Source organism: Pseudomonas fluorescens, assembly GCF_041354075.1.
Taxonomy (GTDB): domain Bacteria; phylum Pseudomonadota; class Gammaproteobacteria; order Pseudomonadales; family Pseudomonadaceae; genus Aquipseudomonas; species Aquipseudomonas fluorescens_CE.
The window spans coordinates 126,907-143,706 of the sequence record NZ_JARZGC010000007.1 but is presented as its reverse complement, the minus strand read 5'-3'; the positions used below and the strand labels follow the sequence as shown (position 1 = coordinate 143,706).

Sequence of the window (16,800 nt, the reverse complement as noted above, 5' to 3'; positions counted from 1 at the left end):
AGACCTCATTGGGATGTGAGCAGCGGCGGGCGGCGCATCAGGCCGTGCACCGGCCCCAACACCACGGACAACAGATACGCGCCGCCAGCCACCAGCACGATGGCCGGGCCGCTGGGCAGCGAGTAGTGGAATGACAGCAGCAGGCCGAGCCACACCGACACGCAGCCGAACACGGCGGCGACGGCCATCAGCACCGGCAGTCGTCGGCTCCAGAAGCGTGCGGCGGCAGCCGGTAACATCATCAGGCCGACGACCATCAGCGCACCGATCGCCTGAAAGCCGATCACCAGGTTCAGCACCACCAAGGTCAGGAATACCCCGTGTGCGAGCGGGCCGAGACGGCTGACGGTTTGCAGAAACAAGGGGTCGAGGGTATCCAGCACCAGCGGTCTGTAGATGATCGCCATGGCCATCAGGCTGAGCCCCGAGACCCACAACATGCCCGTCAGGGTTGGGGCATCGACGGCCAGTGCCGAACCGAACAACAGGTGCAGCAAGTCCAGGCGTTTGCCGGCGATGCCGAGGATCAGCACGCCGCTGGCGAGAGAGATCGGGTAGATCGCTGCAAGGCTGGCGTCTTCGCGCAGGCCGGTGCGGCGGGTAATCCACGCGGCCAGCCCGGCCATGCTCAAGCCGGCGCCCAGACCTCCGAGGGTCAACGCGGGCAGGCTCAATCCGGCAAACCAGAAACCCAGCGCCGCGCCTGGAAGAATGCCGTGAGCGACCGCATCGCCGATCAGGCTCATTCGCCGCAGGATCAGGAACACGCCGAGGGGCGCCGTGCTGCACGCCAGCACCAATCCACCGAGGAGTGCGCGACGCATGAACACGAACTCCTGAAAGGGGTGCCACAGGTGAGCGACCGTGAGCATCAGGCCACCTGCATGTGCGGTGGCTGGCGGATCAGCTCGGTGCTCGGGGCGAGTACGCAGCCACTGCTCCTGATCAGCAACGTTTGCGGCATGTGGTGCCGAACCGCCGCCAGGTCGTGACAGACGACCAGCAGGGTTCGGCCTTGTGCGTGCCACTGCTGCAGGTGTTTCCACAGCAAGGTTTGTCCCTCTTCGTCGAGCGCTGCGTGGGGTTCGTCGAGTAACAGCAGCGGCGCGTCGGCGAGGCTCATGCGGGCAAGGAGTGCACGTTGCAGTTCGCCCCCGGAGAGCGCCATCAGCGGGCGTTGTTCCAACCCCGTCAGACACCAGTCTTCAAGGGCGGCGCCGAGGCGCTGGCGGCGGACTTCAGCCGATTGTTTGTGGCCCCAGAATCCGGCGGCGACCAAGGCTTGCAGGCTGATAGGAAACTGCCTGTCGAGGTGTTGCTGCTGCGGCAGGAATGACAGCGCGCCTTGGCGTGGAACATCGACAGTGACCTGTCCGCTCAGCGGTTTTTGCAGGCCGGCGATTACTTTCAGCAGGCTGCTTTTGCCTGAACCGTTGGCGCCGATCACGGCGGTCATGCTGCCCTTGGGCAACTCAAAACTGACTGCCGGGGTCAGGGGTTGTCCGACGGCGCCCCAGCGTAATGCCTCACAGCGAATCATGCCGCCTCCCAATTCCATCGGCTTTCGGCGACGGCGTCGTGGGCGTGAAGGCTTTCGGCGTGAACGACGCGTACGTGCAATGCATGTATGCCTGCGGAGCTTTTCAAGGCCAGATGCAAACGCCGCGCGGCGTCTTCACAGAACATCAGGTTTTGCCCGTTGGCGAGGGCGAAGGCTTGTTCATCGGCACGCTTCACGGCGGTTTGTACGGCGGTGCCGAGGGCGTCTTCGGCCTGATCGATCACCTCGATCAACGGCAGGGTCGCGCTGCCCTCAACCAGGCGAAGCCGCAATTGCGCATGACTGCGCTGACTGTGAGGTGTTGCAACGATGCCCTTGGTCGAACCCAGCCAAGCCAGAACGTCTGCGTGTTGCAACGACCGGTTGGCAAAATCATCGATGAATTGCTGCTGGATCAACTGCCGGGCCAGCGCCGCTGAGCAAGGACAGGTCGAGGAATAAGGCAGTTGAATTTTAAGTTCCACGTGGAACATCGCATCTTTCAGATGCGCTTCGATGCTGACGGGATAGCTCTTCCAGCCGGAGAGCGGGCTGATTAGCGCGGGCCGCTTGAGCAGCAGTTCGGCGTCGATTTTCAGATAAGCACGGGTCGACAGGCCTGCGTGGGAATCGAGGAACTGCTGCAGGACACGTCGGATCAGTTGCGGGGTCAGGTTGTCCTGTTCGAGCAATTCCAGCGCGAGGTACAGCCGCGACATATGAATGCCCCGCGCTTCGCCATCGTCCAGGCTGACGCCGGCGTCGACTTTCGCGCTCAAGCGTTGATCGTTGAACAGGATCGGCAGGGCAATGCCGCACATGCCCACCCATTCGAGCGGCAGGGCTTGGCGTGAAGCCTGCGCGGCGATATCCGGCAGAGTCAGCGCATTCATCAGCAGGTCCATCGTGGGATTCGAATTCTAATGTTATGTTATTACATCAAAACCGACCACGTCTTTTTTCTTCATTGCCTAGCAACCGGTCATTCGGCTGCACGTGAATGTGGCGCTGCTGCCGCCGGAACTGGAAAAGCGGTTGAGAGTGGTCCAGCCGACCCGCCGGTTGTAGCCGACCCAGGCTTCGCCGTCGGAAGCGATGCCGGTGAAAAAGGTGAGTTGTCCGTAGCGACTGTTGGTCTGCGCCCAATAGCGTTTGCTCGCGCGTTCGAAGCCACGCAGATACAGCGTGGTACCGACGGTGTTGACGCTGTAGGCATTGCCGTCGGCATCCACGCAGGCCAGCAGATTGGCGCTGCGGGTGCAGTTGGCCAGGCCCGGGGTCTGTGCCAAGGCGTTCAGGCTGAGCAGCAGCGACGCGCACAGCAGCGCGATTTTCAAGGCCATATGCATGGAGTTTCTCAGGGATTGGACGGGGTTCAGCATCCTGCTCTTTGTCATCGGTAGCAAGAAGGGGTGGCCGAAGTGAATTGTTATACTGTAACGTAAAAATAAGCCCGACACTGCGACCGGGCATTCCTGTGAGGATCCCCTGATGCCCCATCGTCTCCCTGTCACCGTCCTGTCGGGCTTTCTCGGCGCCGGTAAAAGCACGCTGCTCAATTACGTACTGCGTAACCGCGAAGACCTGCGGGTCGCGGTGATCGTCAATGACATGAGTGAAATCAACATCGATGGCAGCGAAGTCCAGCGTAACGTCACCCTGAACCGCGCCGAAGAAAAACTCGTGGAAATGAGCAACGGCTGCATTTGCTGCACCTTGCGCGAAGACCTGCTCGAAGAGGTCGGAAAACTCGCCAGAGAGGGCCGCTTCGACTATTTGTTGATCGAGTCCACCGGCATCGCCGAGCCGCTGCCCGTGGCCGAAACCTTCACCTTCCGCGACGAGCAAGGGCGCAGCCTGTCGGACGTCGCGCGGCTCGACACCCTGGTCACCGTGGTCGATGGGGTGAATTTCCTGCTCGATTACCAGGCTGCGGAGAGCCTCGCGTCCCGTGGTGAAACCCTGGGCGAAGAGGACGAGCGCCTGATCACCGAGTTGTTGGTCGAGCAGGTCGAGTTTGCCGACGTGATCCTGATCAGCAAGATCGACCTGATCAGCAGCAGCGAGCGCCAGGAACTGATGGCGATCCTTGAAAGGCTGAACCCGCAGGCCGAAATCCTGCCGATGGTGATGGGTGAAATTGCGTTGGCGAAAATCCTCGATACCGGTCGTTTCGACTTCGAAAAAGCGGCGCAGGCACCCGGCTGGTTGCGCGAGCTGCGCGGCGAACATGTGCCCGAAACCGAGGAATTCGGCATTGCCTCCACCGCTTACCGGGCGCGCCGCCCCTTTCATCCGCAGCGGTTTTTCAACTTTATCGATGGACCGTGGACCAACGGCAAACTGCTGCGCTCCAAGGGTTTTTTCTGGCTGGCCAGCAAACCCATGGATGCCGGCAGCTGGTCCCAGGCCGGTGGCTTGATGCGCTACGGGTTTGCCGGTCGCTGGTGGCGGTCCGTTCCGAAAGACCAATGGCCCCAGGACGAAGAAAGCACGGCGACAATCATGGCGAACTGGACCGCCGCCACGGGCGACTGCCGGCAGGAACTGGTGTTCATCGGTCAGAACATCGACTTTGCGCAACTCACCGCAGAACTGGACGCTTGCCTGCTGACCGATGATGAAATGGCCCTGGGCGCAGAGGCTTGGCAACTGTGGCCGGACCCGTTCGGGCCCTGGTATGAGGAGGTGGCCGCGTAAGCCTCGAAGCCTGGAGGGTGCGGATCAAGGCTTGAGCCACTGACCCTGGCTCTGGCCTTCGCAATACGGCTTCAGATACGCGGCGTCGGTGGCGACGCCGTAATAGTGAATATCCTGCCGGTAGGGCATATTGGCAACTTGTGCATTGCTGCATACGCCAAAGGCGCCGGCAGGGCAGTGGTCGACGTATTGCACCTCGACTTTCTGCCCGGCCAGGTTCGGCTGACAGAACCCGTCGGCGAAGAGTTTTTCAGGGATGCTGCGGTTCTCCTGGCAGACTTTCACGTCGAGTCGCTCAGCCGTGCTGTGCACCACGCACGCCTGGGCCAGCGCCTCGCCGCCAACGAGCGACAGGAGCAACGTCCAGCCAATCAACCGCATCCTCTACCTCCTCAGAAAATCTCGACCATGCTGCAGAACATTCCCACACACGTCATCGCCGGGCCATTGGGCGCCGGCAAGACCAGCCTGATCAAGCACTTGCTGGCCCAGCGGCCGGCGAACGAACGGTGGGCGGTGTTGATCAACGAGTTCGGGCAGATCGGTATCGATGCTGCGCTCTTGACCCGTGACGTCGATGGTATCGCACTGGGTGAAGTCGCCGGGGGATGTTTGTGTTGCGTCAATGGTGCGCCGTTCCAGATCGGCCTCGGGCGATTGTTGCGCAAGGCGCGACCGGACCGGTTGTTCATCGAACCTTCCGGCCTCGGTCATCCGGCGCAGTTGCTCAAGCAATTGGTTGAGGCGCCCTGGGTGGGCGTACTGGCGGTTCAGCCCAGTGTGCTGGTGCTGGATGCCCAGGCGCTCGCCGCCGGCAAACCCTTGCCTGTGACGCAGCAGGCGGCGTTGAGCCATGCCGGGTTATTGCTGTTGAACAAGTCCGAGCATCTTGAGGAGGGGGATCGGCAGCGTATCGTCGCGCAACTGCCGGCACGGCGCGTTTACTGGACGCAGCAGGGCGGGTTGCCGCTGAGCGAACTGCCCGGGCTCGACGCGCAAGCGGTGGCGGGTGCGGATAACTTCATCATGCCCAAGGGGTTGGCGCAGATGCCGGCGGTATGGCCTGACCCGGCGCGGCCGATATGCCTGAGCCAGGAGCAGGACGATGGCTGGAGCATCGGTTGGCGCTGGCACCCAGGCCAGAGGTTCGATTCGGCGCGCCTTGGCCGTTGGCTCGAAAGCCTCGCCTGGCGGCGGGCGAAGCTGGTTATCCACAGCGACCGGGGGTGGCTGTCGGCCAATGCACTGGATAACGCGACACTGGCATGGCAGCCCAGCGAATGGCGCCAGGATTCAAGGATCGAGCTGATTTTCAGCGGGCCGCAGCCGGTAGACTCGTTGCAACGCTCACTGGATCACTGTCGATCCGGTTAAGGACGCCATTTCGTGTGTTCCTGCCGCCACTGGCTAAGCTCAATCACTTCGGCGCGAGGCTTCGTCACATCGGCCACGGGGGGCGTATCGTCGAACGGCATCGGGTAGGGCGCCAGTTCGATCTGGGCACTGTGGGCGCCGAACTGGGTGATGGTGCCGTTATGGCGGGTTTCGCCGGTCACAGTGAACTCGAAGTTGTACACACGGGCCAGGCGCCGCCGACCGTTGGCGTCCTTGATGAAGGTGATTTTCTTCAAGGCGACGTTGCCGTCCAGCAACTCGATCCCGAGTTTGCCGCAGTGCTGCTTGACCCGCTCCAGCGCACGCTCGCGCAAGCCATGGTTGTGCCAAAGCCAGGCGCCAGCCGTGGCGAGCAGCATCAGCACAAAGATATTTCCAAGGGTCAGCATCAACGGGTGCTCCAACAAGAGGATGTCAGCTTAACTGCGTCGCCGGTCTGTCGTACAGGCTGCGTTTAGTCGCATACTGCGCGGCTCGAATTTCAATCGTTTTACGGAACTCACGGCATGAAACGTACGCCACATCTGCTCGCCATCCAGTCTCACGTCGTGTTCGGCCACGCGGGCAACAGCGCTGCGGTCTTCCCGATGCAACGGGTCGGGGTGAATGTCTGGCCGCTGAACACTGTGCAGTTCTCCAACCACACCCAATATGGCCAGTGGACCGGTGAAGTACTGGCGCCGCAGCAGATTCCGGCGCTGGTCGAAGGCATCGCGGCCATCGGTGAGTTGGGAAATTGCGACGCCGTGTTGTCCGGTTATCTGGGCAGTGCGGCTCAGGGGCGGTCGATCCTGCAAGGCGTTGCACAGATCAAGTCGATGAACCCTAAGGCCCTGTATTTGTGCGACCCGGTGATGGGGCACCCGGAGAAAGGCTGCAGCGTGCCGGCTGAAGTCAGTGACTTCCTGCTGGAAGAAGCGGCCGCCGTGGCGGACTTCATGTGCCCCAACCAACTGGAGCTGGACAGCTTCTCGGGGCGCAAGCCGCAGTCACTGTTCGATTGCCTGGCCATGGCGCGTGCACTGCTGGCACGGGGCCCCAAGGCGGTGCTGGTCAAACACCTGGCATACCCCGGCAAACCGGCGGACGCCTTCGAGATGTTGCTGGTGACGGCTGAAGCGAGCTGGCATTTGCGCCGCCCGTTGCTGGCGTTTCCGCGCCAGCCGGTGGGCGTGGGCGACCTGACGTCCGGGCTGTTTCTGGCACGGGTGTTGTTGGGCGACAGCCTGGTGGCGGCGTTCGAATTCGCGGCCTCGGCGGTGCATGAGGTGCTGCTGGAAACCCAGGCGTGCGCCAGTTACGAGCTGGAGCTGGTCCGCGCGCAGGATCGCATCGCGCATCCTCGGGTGAGGTTCGAGGCGACGGCGATCAGCCTCTGAATCCAGGTTAACCCAATCGCGAGCAGGCTCGCTCCCACAGGTTTTTGTGAACACCTGTGGGAGCGAGCCTGGTCTGGGCGGCATTCCGACGATAGCTCTCTAAAGCTCAGCCTTTAAACTCAGGCATCACCCTTGATTTCCTGGTAGCGCTTTTCCAGCTCCTGACGAATCTGGCGACGCTGCTGGGCCTGGATGAAGCGGCGCTTGTCTTCGCTGTTCTGTGGTTGCAGTGGCGGCACGGGCGCCGGTTTGCGGTTGTCGTCCACCGCGACCATGGTGAAGAAGCAACTGTTGGTGTGGCGCACCGAGCGCTCGCGGATGTTTTCGGTCACCACCTTGATACCCACCTCCATCGAGGTATTGCCGGTGTAGTTGACCGAGGCCAGGAAGGTCACCAGTTCGCCGACATGCACCGGCTCGCGGAAAATCACCTGATCCACCGACAGGGTCACGACGTAGCGGCCGGCGTATCGGCTGGCGCAGGCGTAGGCCACTTCGTCGAGGTACTTGAGCAGGGTGCCACCGTGGACATTGCCTGAGAAGTTGGCCATGTCGGGAGTCATCAATACCGTCATCGACAGCTGGGCGTTTCCGGGTTCCATAGCGTTCTCACGGGTCAAGGCGGGTTTCGGAAGGGTGCACCTCTACGGGTGCCTGGGCGGTTTTTCGAACCACAGTTATCGGGACGCCGGGCGGGTGATCGCCGTCACGACAAATCTATCTGTTTCCATATATTGCACCGCCTTTTTGCCGGAAGTCGCGGTGTTACCCTGCAAAAGCCCGGTCCGAGGGCAATTCCTACGCAAAATGCGGATTTTTTCCCTGCTTGACCAGACCTTTCTCAGGCCTGGCGTTTGAGCAATGTCACCCAAGGAGCCTCACACCATGCATGCCATCAGTTTTATTCAGGATCTGGCAGTGATCATGTTGGTCGCGGGTGTGGTGACCGTGCTGTTTCATCGCCTGAAGCAACCGGTGGTACTGGGCTATATCGTCGCCGGCTTCATCATCGGCCCGCACACCCCTCCGTTCGGTCTGATCCACGACGAAGAAACCATCAAGACCCTGGCTGAACTCGGGGTGATCTTCCTGATGTTCTGCCTGGGGCTGGAGTTCAGCCTGCGCAAGCTGTTCAAGGTCGGCGCCACGGCGTTTATCGCGGCGTTCCTGGAAATCGTGCTGATGATCTGGATCGGCTACGAAATCGGTACCTGGTTCGAATGGAACACCATGGACTCGCTGTTCCTCGGCGCGATCCTGGCGATTTCCTCGACCACCATCATCGTCAAGGCACTCAATGACCTGAAGATGAAGAACGAGCGCTTTGCGCAGCTGATTTTCGGTGTGCTGATCGTCGAAGACATCCTGGGCATCGGCATCATTGCCCTGTTGTCGAGCATCGCCGTCAGCGGCACGGTCAGTTCCGGCGAAGTGTTTTCCACGGTCGGCAAGCTGTCGCTGTTCATGATCGTCGCCCTGGTGATCGGCATCCTGCTGGTGCCGCGACTGCTGGCCTACGTAGCCAGGTTCGAGAGCAACGAGATGCTGCTGATTACCGTGCTGGGCCTGTGCTTCGGCTTTTGCCTGCTGGTGGTCAAACTTGAGTACAGCATGGTCCTGGGGGCGTTCCTGATTGGCGCAATCATGGCCGAGTCCCGGCAGTTGCTGAAGATCGAGCGCCTGATCGAGCCGGTCCGCGACCTGTTCAGTGCGATCTTCTTCGTCGCCATCGGGCTGATGCTGGACCCGATGATCCTGCTGCAATACGCGTGGCCGATTGCGGTGATCACCGTGGCCGTGGTGCTCGGCAAAATGCTGTCCTGCGGCCTGGGGGCCTTTATCGCCGGCAATGACGGCCGTACCTCACTGCGGGTGGGGATGGGGCTGTCGCAGATTGGCGAATTTTCTTTCATCATCGCGGCGCTGGGCATGACCCTGCAGGTCACCAGCAACTTCCTCTACCCGGTGGCCGTTGCGGTGTCGGTGATTACCACGCTGCTGACGCCTTACCTGATCCGCGCCGCCGACCCGTTGTCGATCAAGCTGGCCGCCGTGATGCCGCAGCGCCTGGGCCGGGTCCTGGGGATGTATGGCGAATGGTTGCGCAACATCCAGCCGCAGGGCGAGGGCGCATTGCTGGCCTCGATGATCCGGCGGATTCTGTTGCAGGTGGGGGTCAATCTGGCACTGGTGATTGCGATCTTCTTCTCGGGAGCCTTCTTCGCCGCACGCATGTCCACCCATCTGCAAGAGTGGATCAGCGACCCGAGCTGGCAGAAAGCGTTGATCTGGGGTGGGGCATTGCTGTTGTCGCTGCCCTTCCTGATCGCCGCTTATCGCAAGCTCAAGGCGCTGTCGATGTTGCTGGCGGAGATGGGCGTGAAGCCGGAGATGGCGGGCCGTCACACGCAGCGAGTGCGCCGGGTGATCTCCGAAGTGATCCCGATCCTCTCGCTGCTGGTGATATTCCTGCTGTTGGCGGCCTTGTCGGCCAGTATCCTGCCCACCAACAAGCTGCTGGTGCTGATCGTCGTGGTCGCGGCCGCCGTGGCGGCGCTGCTCTGGCGCTGGTTCATCCGCGTGCACACGCGGATGCAGGTGGCGCTGCTCGACACGCTGGATAACCACAAGGATTCATCTGGGCATTGAGCGCGCGGGTGCCGGGCGTCTCAACTTTCCAGCCAGACGTCCCGCGCCCAGTGCCACACCGATTCCCAGGTTTCCTCGGCAATCAGCTCTTCGTCCGCTTGCCACAGCACCACAGTGCCGTCCTCCTCGACCAGGTAGTAGTCGTCACCGTCCTGGCAGATTGGAATCATGCTGCGATCAACACCGGCATCCCAGGCATTGGCGGCGACGTCCGGCAGGTAGGTGTGGGATTGCGGATCGGTGACGGTCACCGGCTCCAGGCTGCCGTAGACCACGTCGCTGACGGTCAGCAAGAACTCCCTGAAGACAAACGGGATATCGATGAACAGTTGTTCTTCGATTTCGACCAGCAGGTCTTCGTCCGGCAGCTCCAGGGGGACGGGTACCGGTTCGTTGGCTTCACGCAGTTGTTCGATGATTTCTTCCACGTCCGGGATCCTCTTGCTGGTTTGGCGCGGTTTAATATGGAGCGGTTTATACAGTAGCTTGCTATGGATGCAATCGCGAAATAGAAAAACCCCGGCCTGGGCCGGGGTTTTCAAGGGTGCAACGTCGCATTGGATTCAATGCAGGTCGGTTCAGCCGTTCTGGCGGATACCTGCGACCAGCCAAGGCTGGTTCTCGCCCTGTGCACGCTCCATGTTCCAGCTCTCGCTGAAGACTTCGCCCTGGTCGAAACGCGAAGTTTTCGACACACCGCTGAAGGTCAGGGTGGCGATGGTCTTGTCGGCGCGATCGTCGACGCCATCCAGTTGGACATTGAGGTTGTCAATGTAGGTGGACTGGAAGCCGTCACCCAGATCGGCACGCTCGCGCTTGAGGAACTCGAGCAGTTGGGGGGTCACGAACTCGGCGATCTTGTCCATTTCGTTGGCGTCCCAGTGTTGTTGCAGGGACTGGAAGTGGTTGCGGGCCGCTTCAATGAAGTTGTGTTCGTTGAACCAGGCCGGGGCATTGATCACCGGACGGGCGGCAACTGGCGCGGCCGAACCACCGAAGATCGAACCCATGGATGGCTTCTGCTCGAACACTTCACGCTGCATTGGCGCGCCAGCCGGAGCCAGGTGCTCCTGTTGCTTGCGGCGGCGAGCGGCGATGAAACGGAAGACCAGGAAGGCGATGACCGCCATGATCAGGATGTCGAAGATCTGCATGCCCTGGAAGCCGCCGCCCATGAACATGGAGGCCAGCAGGCCACCGGCAGCGATACCGGCCAGAGGGCCGAGCCAGCGAGAGGCACCGCCGGCCTTGGCGGCAGCGCCAGCGGCACCGGCCGCGCCCGCAGTGGCAGCAGCGCCACCTGCAGCAGAAGAAGGAGCCATTTGGCTGGTCTGGTGAGTCGGCGCGGCGCCGGAGCTCTTGCCGCCACCAAAGCGCTTGGCGTTGGCGTCGAGGCTCATCGTCAGGCCGATGCACAACGCCATGGCGATGCTAAGAAAACGTTTCATAAAGGGAATTCCCATTTGTGGATGGCACGCGCGCCATGTTGCACAGCTGAAGTGTTACTGGCTAGCGGCAGAGTGTTTCGGGCTTTTGCCTGACAGGTCGGGTTCAGCTTCAGTCAGTGCAATCAGCTTGTTAACTTTGGTGTGTAGGAAGGGTAAATAAGTTCTGTAGGAATGCAGTCCTGTGGCAGCGAGGCTGCTCGCGAAAGCTGCTCCACGGCCTTTCACAAGAACCGTGGCGCTTCCATCGCGAGCAGGCTCGCTCCCACATGAAAGCGGTATGTCAGATCGCTTCGAGCTTCGCGTAACCGAGCATCAGCCACTTGCTGCCTTCGCTGAAGTTCACCTGCACCCGCGCCTGTGCCCCTGCGCCCTCGAAGTTGAGGATCACGCCGTCGCCGAATACCGAGTGGCGTACGGCCTGGCCCAGGCTGAAGCCGGTCTGGGGAATCTCGCTGCCGCCAAACAGGCTGGCGGTGCTCTGTTGCTGGCCACCGCCGAAGGGGCGGCTGACGCTGTTGGACAGGCGAACTTCCTGGATCAGCCCTTTCGGAACCTCACGTACGAATCGCGAGACCTTGTTGTAGGTTTCGCTGCCGTACAGACGTCGGGTTTCGGCGTAGGTCATCACCAGGTTCTGCATGGCTCGGGTGATGCCGACATACGCCAGGCGCCGCTCTTCTTCAAGACGGCCGGGTTCCTCCAGGCTCATCTTGTGCGGGAACAGGCCTTCCTCCATGCCCACCAGGAACACGTAAGGAAATTCCAGGCCCTTGGCGCTGTGCAAGGTCATCAACTGGATGCTGTCTTCGTGCTCATCGGCCTGGGTATCGCCGGCCTCGAGCGACGCGTGACCGAGGAACGCCGCCAGCGGCGTCAGGTCCTCGTCCTCTTCGGTGTTCTCGAAGTTGCGTGCGGCACTGACCAGTTCCTCAAGGTTTTCCACCCGCGCCTGGCCTTTCTCGCCTTTTTCCGCCTCATGGTAGGCAATGAGGCCGGACTGCTCGATGACCGTCTGGGTCATCAGGTGCAGCGGCATGTCCATGCACTTGGCCGCGAGGTTCTCGATCAGCTCCATGAACGCGCCCAGCGCGCCCGCCGCCCGGCCGGTCAGCCCTTTGTTGGCGATCAGCAGGCGCATCGCTTCCCACATCGACACATCGCTGTGGCGCGCGTGCTCGCGAATCGCTTCGACGGTTTTCTCGCCGATGCCGCGCGTCGGAACGTTGATCACCCGTTCCAGCGCGGCATCGTTGCCACGGCCCTCGAGCAAACGCAGGTAGGCCATGGCGTTCTTGATTTCCGCACGCTCGAAGAAGCGCTGGCCACCGTAGATGCGGTACGGAATGCGCTCGCGCAGCAGGGCTTCTTCCAGAACGCGCGATTGGGCGTTGGAGCGGTACAAGATAGCGATATCGCTGCGGGCCAAGCCTGTTTTCAGCGCGCTTTCGATGGTTTCCACGACGTAGCGGGCTTCGTCATGTTCATTGAAGGCCGCGTACAGGTTGATGGCTTCGCCGTCGCCGCCGTCGGTCCACAACTCCTTGCCCATGCGCCCGGTGTTGTTGGCGATCAGGGCGTTGGCGGCCTTGAGGATGCCGGCGGTGGAGCGGTAGTTCTGCTCCAGGCGAATCACCTCGGCATCCGGGAAATCGTCGGAATACTGGTAGATGTTCTCGATTTTCGCGCCACGCCAGCCATAGATCGACTGATCGTCGTCGCCGACCACCATCAGGCTGTCGCCGCCCTTGGCCAACAGGCGCAACCAGGCGTACTGCACGGCGTTGGTGTCCTGGAACTCGTCCACCAGGATGTGCCGGAAGCGCTTCTGATAATGCGCCAGCAACCCCGGATGATCGCGCCACAGGTCGAGGGCACGCAGCAGCAGCTCGGAGAAGTCGATGACGCCGGCACGCAGGCATGCGGCCTCGTAGGCTTCATAAATGCCGCGCATGGTCGCCAGGAACAGATCGCCACTGGCCTGGATGTGTTGCGGGCGCAGGCCTTCGTCTTTCTGGCCGTTGATGAACCACTGGGCCTGTCGCGCCGGCCAGCGTTGTTCGTCCAGGCCCAACTCGCGGATCACGCGCTTGACCAGCCGCTGCTGGTCGTCGCTGTCGAGAATCTGGAACGTCTGGCTCAGACCGGCTTCCTGCCAATGCGCCCGCAGCAGGCGGTGCGCCAGGCCGTGGAAGGTGCCGACCCACATGCCGGCCGGGTTGATCCCCATCAACTGCTCGATGCGATGGCGCATCTCGGCAGCGGCCTTGTTGGTGAATGTCACCGACAGGATCGAATGGGGCGAGGCGTTCTCGACCTGGATCAACCAGGCGATACGGTGCACCAGCACTCGGGTTTTACCGGAGCCAGCACCGGCCAGGACCAACTGACGACCCACGGGGGCCGCTACGGCCTGGCGTTGGGCATCGTTGAGGGAGTTCAGCAGAAGGGAGAGATCATCGCGCATCGGGGCATTCTATGGGGCCGCGTCACACCGGGCAAACCCCGCAGTGCTTTAGCCGATGAAAGAGTTGTGCGGGACGACCGGTCGGTCATCCGCTGCAGGCGTTGGCGGGGCTCGCCTGCAGGGTTCGGCAGGGGTCAAAGGGCTGAGGACTTTTGTCGAATTTATGATCTGGAGCAGTTTGGTAAGGTCATGGGCTTGTGTATGCTCCGTCCACGTTCGGGCTTAGCTCATCATTATAAGAACAAGAACATTGCCTATGACCCTCAGCTCCGACCTGTCGGGCCCTTCTGTGGAGCCCCGGGTTATCCGCAAGCAATACGCCATGGAGATGGCGGTCGAGCGCACGCGCCTGCTTTATCAGGGTTCGCTGCTGCCGACGCTGTTCATGTTGATCAATGGCCTGGTGTGCGCGGGACTGCTCTGGAGTCCACAGCGCTACTTCGTCATCACCGTCTGGCTGGTCTGGCTGCTCTCGCTGGTGGCCTTGCGGGTGATCCAGGTCGCCGCCTTCGACTCGGCGATTCCCCACCGCCAGGCTCATCCCGTCTGGCTTCGGATGTTTTTGCTCGGCTCGGCCATGACCGGCCTGACGCTCGCCGGGGCCGGCATTGCCCTGGTGCCCGCCGACAATTTCATCCAGCAAGCCTGGGTGTTCGGCCTGATCGGCGCCGCAGCCCTGTCCGCCAGCGTGGCCTATGCCGTCAGCTTGCCTGCCTTCCTGTCCTTCACCTTGCCTTGCCTGTTGCCCGCGATTGCCTACCTGTTCTGGGGTGGCGACCCGCAGGGGCAGGGTTGGGGCTGGTTCGGGCTGATCCTGCTGGGTGCCTTGAGTGTCGTTGCCTGGCAGGTCAACCGGCTGATCGATGGCGGCTTGTTGCGACGCTTCCAGAATCAGGCCTTGATCGAACACTTGCAGGCGGCGCAAACACGCAGCGATGAGTTGAACCAGGAACTGGCCCGGGAAATCGAACAGCGTCGCCGTGCCGAGGACGAGTTGCGTGAAATTCAGTCAGGGCTGCAAACCCGCGTCGCCGAGGGCAGCCTCGAGCTGGAGGCTGCCAGCCAGGCGTTGAGTAAAAGTGAAGCGCGTCTTGCGCTGGCGTTGAAAGCCAGTGAATTGGGTTTGTGGGACTGGAACCTGCAGACCGACGAGGTCCACCACACGCACCTCCAGGAGCTGTTCGGCCTCGATCCGGAGTTCGTCACGGCGATGCTCGGTCACCTCACCCCGCGCCTGCACCCTGACGACCTGCCATCGCTGAAGCGCGCGCTGGTCGAGCACTTGAAGGGGCGCAGCGAGGATTATCAGATCGAGTACCGCGTGCGCCATGGGGATGGCCACTGGGTGTGGATCGAGGACCGTGGTCGGGCGGTCGAGCGCACCGAAAGCGGACGGGTGATCCGCATGGTCGGCACCCGTCGCGATATCACCGCCAGCAAGGGCCTGGAGGCGCAATTGGAACTGGCGGCTACGGTGTTCGAAGCCGCCAGCGAAGGCATCATGATTTTCGATCCGAATTACGCCCTGATCGCCGTCAACCAGGCGTTCAGCCGCTTAACGGGCTACGACCTTGACGACATGATCGGGCGCAACGTCGTGGAGCTGCCGTGCAGTCGCGACGCGCGCCGGCACTAGGGGGCAATCCACCAGGCGCTGGAGCAGCAGGGCAGTTGGCAGGGCGAACTGGTGGAGACGCGCAAGAACGGCGAGCTGTATCCGCAATGGCTGCAATTGAACACCGTGCGCGACAAGCGGGGAAACATCAGCCATATCGTGGGCTTCTTCGCCGATCTTTCGGCACGGCGCGAATCCGAAGAGCGCATGCGCTACCTCACCCATTATGACGAACTGACGGGGCTGGCCAATCGTTCGCTGTTCCGCGAGCGCCTGCGCGAAGCCCATCAGCGTGTGCGCCAGGGCGGGCGCAGCCTGGCGTTGCTGCACATCAACCTGGACCGTTTCAAGTTGCTCAATGACAGCCTCGGCCATGAGGTCGCCGACCAGTTGCTGCAGAAAATGGCTCGACGCCTGATCAATGCCCTGCCGGAGGCGGACACCATCGCACGCCTGTCCGGCGATGAGTTCGCCGTGCTCTTTGACGCCTACGGCACGCTCTCGAGCCTGGCGCGAGTGGCGACGCGCCTGTCCACCAAGTTGCGGGTCCCGGTGACCGTCGAAGGGCATGAACTGGTGGTCAGTGCGTCCATGGGCATCAGCATGTTGCCGGACAACGCGCGGGAAATCTCCACGCTGATGAGCCAGTCGAACATGGCCATGCAGCACGCTAAACATTTGGGCGGCAATAATTTCCAGTTCTACACCGACAGCCTGCAAGCCAGCACGCTGGAGCGGCTGCAACTGGAAAACCGGCTGCGCAAAGCCATCGAAGAAAAACAGCTGAAGGTCTTCTACCAGCCAAAACTGTGCCTCGCCACCGGGCGGCTCAACGCGGCCGAAGCGCTGGTACGTTGGGATCACCCGACCATGGGCAATGTCCCGCCCGGGGATTTTATCGGCCTGGCCGAGGAAACCGGGCTGATCGGCCCCATCGGCGAGTTCGTGCTGCGCCAGGCCTGCTGGCAGGCGTGCGAGTGGCAGCGCCAGGGGCTGGAGTCGATCCGGGTGTCGGTCAATCTGTCGGTGCATCAGTTGCGCCAGGGCAAGCTGGTCAGCCTGGTGCGTCAGGTGCTGGAAGAAACCGGCCTGGCACCGCACTACCTGGAACTTGAACTGACCGAAAGCCACTTGCTCGACAGCGTCGAACACATCATCGCCACCTTCCAGCAACTGCGCGACCTGGGAGTGAAACTGGCGATTGACGATTTTGGCACCGGCTACTCATCCCTGAGCTACCTCAAGCGTATTCCGGTGGACTACGTGAAGATCGATCAGGCGTTCATTCGTGGCCTGGGGGAGGGCAGTGTGGATGCGGCGATCACCCGGGCAATCATCGCGATGGCGCATGGCTTGTCGTTGAAGGTGGTGGCCGAGGGGGTGGAGAAGGCTGAACAACTGGAGTTCCTGCGGGCCGAGCAGTGCGATGAGGTTCAGGGGTACCTGATCAGTCGGCCGATCGAAGCGGATGGACTGGCGGCGCTGCTGCGCGTGCAAACCCGCGATTGAGGGCTGTTTGGAGCGCACCCTGATTTTCGCGCTACATCCGGCCTTCCTTGCCAAAACCCAGAGGCCATCGCCTATTCAGTTACGCATTTGAGCGGGCAAAA

Annotated in this window: 14 protein-coding genes and 1 pseudogene; 5 read left to right on the top strand and 10 right to left on the bottom strand. The window is 61.8% G+C overall.

The window, feature by feature from the left end:
• Nucleotides 1-5: 5 nt before the first annotated feature.
• The 4 genes from QIW53_RS11705 to QIW53_RS11690 all read right to left on the bottom strand — a co-directional run bounded on the left by QIW53_RS11705 (nucleotide 6) and on the right by QIW53_RS11690 (nucleotide 2,889).
• On the bottom strand, nucleotides 6-872 hold the full coding sequence (locus QIW53_RS11705) for a metal ABC transporter permease (protein ID WP_371049778.1): 867 nt from the start codon (nucleotides 870-872) through the stop codon (nucleotides 6-8).
• A complete protein-coding gene (locus QIW53_RS11700) occupies nucleotides 872-1,540 on the bottom strand; it encodes a metal ABC transporter ATP-binding protein (protein ID WP_371049777.1) in 669 nt (222 codons plus the stop codon). Before QIW53_RS11700 ends, QIW53_RS11705 begins: the two co-directional genes overlap by 1 nt.
• The gene (gene folE2, locus QIW53_RS11695; protein WP_371049776.1) at nucleotides 1,537-2,433 is read right to left on the bottom strand and encodes a GTP cyclohydrolase FolE2; all 897 of its coding nucleotides are present in this window, start codon (nucleotides 2,431-2,433) and stop codon (nucleotides 1,537-1,539) included. The genes QIW53_RS11700 and folE2 overlap by 4 nt, the downstream gene beginning before the upstream one ends.
• Before the next feature lie 78 nt (nucleotides 2,434-2,511).
• Nucleotides 2,512-2,889, bottom strand: a complete 378-nt coding sequence (locus QIW53_RS11690) for a glutamine synthetase (protein WP_371049923.1) — start codon at nucleotides 2,887-2,889, stop codon at nucleotides 2,512-2,514.
• Nucleotides 2,890-3,031: 142 nt separating this feature from the next.
• On the opposite strand from QIW53_RS11690, the gene zigA reads away from it, so the two are divergent.
• Nucleotides 3,032-4,240 (top strand): zinc metallochaperone GTPase ZigA, encoded by a 1,209-nt coding sequence (zigA, locus tag QIW53_RS11685; RefSeq protein ID WP_371049775.1) that lies wholly within the window; start codon nucleotides 3,032-3,034, stop codon nucleotides 4,238-4,240.
• A gap of 24 nt (nucleotides 4,241-4,264) precedes the next feature.
• Here the strand turns inward: zigA and QIW53_RS11680 are convergent, their stop codons facing one another.
• Complete coding sequence (locus QIW53_RS11680) at nucleotides 4,265-4,621, bottom strand: NADH:ubiquinone oxidoreductase (RefSeq protein WP_371049774.1); 357 nt, start codon at nucleotides 4,619-4,621, stop codon at nucleotides 4,265-4,267.
• A gap of 27 nt (nucleotides 4,622-4,648) precedes the next feature.
• Between QIW53_RS11680 and QIW53_RS11675 the strand changes: the two genes are divergently transcribed.
• Nucleotides 4,649-5,614 carry a CobW family GTP-binding protein gene (locus QIW53_RS11675; protein WP_371049773.1) on the top strand — a complete coding sequence of 322 codons (966 nt, stop codon included), beginning with the start codon at nucleotides 4,649-4,651 and terminating at the stop codon, nucleotides 5,612-5,614.
• Here QIW53_RS11675 and QIW53_RS11670 read toward each other — a convergent pair.
• Complete coding sequence (locus tag QIW53_RS11670) at nucleotides 5,611-6,024, bottom strand: DUF3301 domain-containing protein (protein ID WP_371049772.1); 414 nt, start codon at nucleotides 6,022-6,024, stop codon at nucleotides 5,611-5,613. The genes QIW53_RS11675 and QIW53_RS11670 overlap by 4 nt on opposite strands.
• 117 nt (nucleotides 6,025-6,141) lie before the next feature.
• Between QIW53_RS11670 and pdxY the strand changes: the two genes are divergently transcribed.
• Nucleotides 6,142-7,014, top strand: a complete 873-nt coding sequence (pdxY, locus tag QIW53_RS11665; protein WP_371049771.1) for a pyridoxal kinase PdxY — start codon at nucleotides 6,142-6,144, stop codon at nucleotides 7,012-7,014.
• A 119-nt stretch (nucleotides 7,015-7,133) separates the two neighbouring features.
• On the opposite strand, the gene QIW53_RS11660 is transcribed toward pdxY, so the two are convergent.
• Entirely contained in the window at nucleotides 7,134-7,616 is a 483-nt protein-coding gene (locus tag QIW53_RS11660) for an acyl-CoA thioesterase (RefSeq protein ID WP_192307197.1), read from the bottom strand.
• 283 nt (nucleotides 7,617-7,899) lie between these two features.
• Here QIW53_RS11660 and QIW53_RS11655 point away from each other — a divergent pair, with 283 nt between their 5' ends.
• Entirely contained in the window at nucleotides 7,900-9,663 is a 1,764-nt protein-coding gene (locus QIW53_RS11655) for a cation:proton antiporter (protein ID WP_371049770.1), read from the top strand.
• 20 nt (nucleotides 9,664-9,683) lie between these two features.
• Here QIW53_RS11655 and QIW53_RS11650 read toward each other — a convergent pair whose 3' ends face one another.
• The 3 genes from QIW53_RS11650 to uvrD all read right to left on the bottom strand — a co-directional run bounded on the left by QIW53_RS11650 (nucleotide 9,684) and on the right by uvrD (nucleotide 13,575).
• Entirely contained in the window at nucleotides 9,684-10,091 is a 408-nt protein-coding gene (locus QIW53_RS11650; protein WP_192307195.1) for an SMI1/KNR4 family protein, read from the bottom strand.
• A 150-nt stretch (nucleotides 10,092-10,241) separates the two neighbouring features.
• Nucleotides 10,242-11,111 (bottom strand): Tim44 domain-containing protein, encoded by an 870-nt coding sequence (locus tag QIW53_RS11645; protein ID WP_192307194.1) that lies wholly within the window; start codon nucleotides 11,109-11,111, stop codon nucleotides 10,242-10,244.
• A 280-nt stretch (nucleotides 11,112-11,391) separates the two neighbouring features.
• Nucleotides 11,392-13,575 (bottom strand): DNA helicase II, encoded by a 2,184-nt coding sequence (gene uvrD, locus QIW53_RS11640; RefSeq protein ID WP_371049769.1) that lies wholly within the window; start codon nucleotides 13,573-13,575, stop codon nucleotides 11,392-11,394.
• A gap of 256 nt (nucleotides 13,576-13,831) precedes the next feature.
• On the opposite strand from uvrD, the pseudogene QIW53_RS11635 reads away from it, so the two are divergent.
• Nucleotides 13,832-16,699 (top strand): annotated as a pseudogene (locus tag QIW53_RS11635) (EAL domain-containing protein).
• Nucleotides 16,700-16,800 lie beyond the last annotated feature (101 nt).

Bases quoted from the DNA above. Each gene is read 5' to 3' on its own strand.
- QIW53_RS11705 (WP_371049778.1), bottom strand. From the start codon at position 872: ATGCTCACGGTCGCTCACCTGTGGCACCCCTTTCAGGAGTTCGTGTTC.
- QIW53_RS11700 (WP_371049777.1), bottom strand. From the start codon at position 1,540: ATGATTCGCTGTGAGGCATTACGCTGGGGCGCCGTCGGACAACCCCTG.
- folE2 (WP_371049776.1), bottom strand. From the start codon at position 2,433: ATGAATGCGCTGACTCTGCCGGATATCGCCGCGCAGGCTTCACGCCAA.
- QIW53_RS11690 (WP_371049923.1), bottom strand. From the start codon at position 2,889: ATGCATATGGCCTTGAAAATCGCGCTGCTGTGCGCGTCGCTGCTGCTC.
- zigA (WP_371049775.1), top strand. From the start codon at position 3,032: ATGCCCCATCGTCTCCCTGTCACCGTCCTGTCGGGCTTTCTCGGCGCC.
- QIW53_RS11680 (WP_371049774.1), bottom strand. From the start codon at position 4,621: ATGCGGTTGATTGGCTGGACGTTGCTCCTGTCGCTCGTTGGCGGCGAG.
- QIW53_RS11675 (WP_371049773.1), top strand. From the start codon at position 4,649: ATGCTGCAGAACATTCCCACACACGTCATCGCCGGGCCATTGGGCGCC.
- QIW53_RS11670 (WP_371049772.1), bottom strand. From the start codon at position 6,024: ATGCTGACCCTTGGAAATATCTTTGTGCTGATGCTGCTCGCCACGGCT.
- pdxY (WP_371049771.1), top strand. From the start codon at position 6,142: ATGAAACGTACGCCACATCTGCTCGCCATCCAGTCTCACGTCGTGTTC.
- QIW53_RS11660 (WP_192307197.1), bottom strand. From the start codon at position 7,616: ATGGAACCCGGAAACGCCCAGCTGTCGATGACGGTATTGATGACTCCC.
- QIW53_RS11655 (WP_371049770.1), top strand. From the start codon at position 7,900: ATGCATGCCATCAGTTTTATTCAGGATCTGGCAGTGATCATGTTGGTC.
- QIW53_RS11645 (WP_192307194.1), bottom strand. From the start codon at position 11,111: ATGAAACGTTTTCTTAGCATCGCCATGGCGTTGTGCATCGGCCTGACG.
- uvrD (WP_371049769.1), bottom strand. From the start codon at position 13,575: ATGCGCGATGATCTCTCCCTTCTGCTGAACTCCCTCAACGATGCCCAA.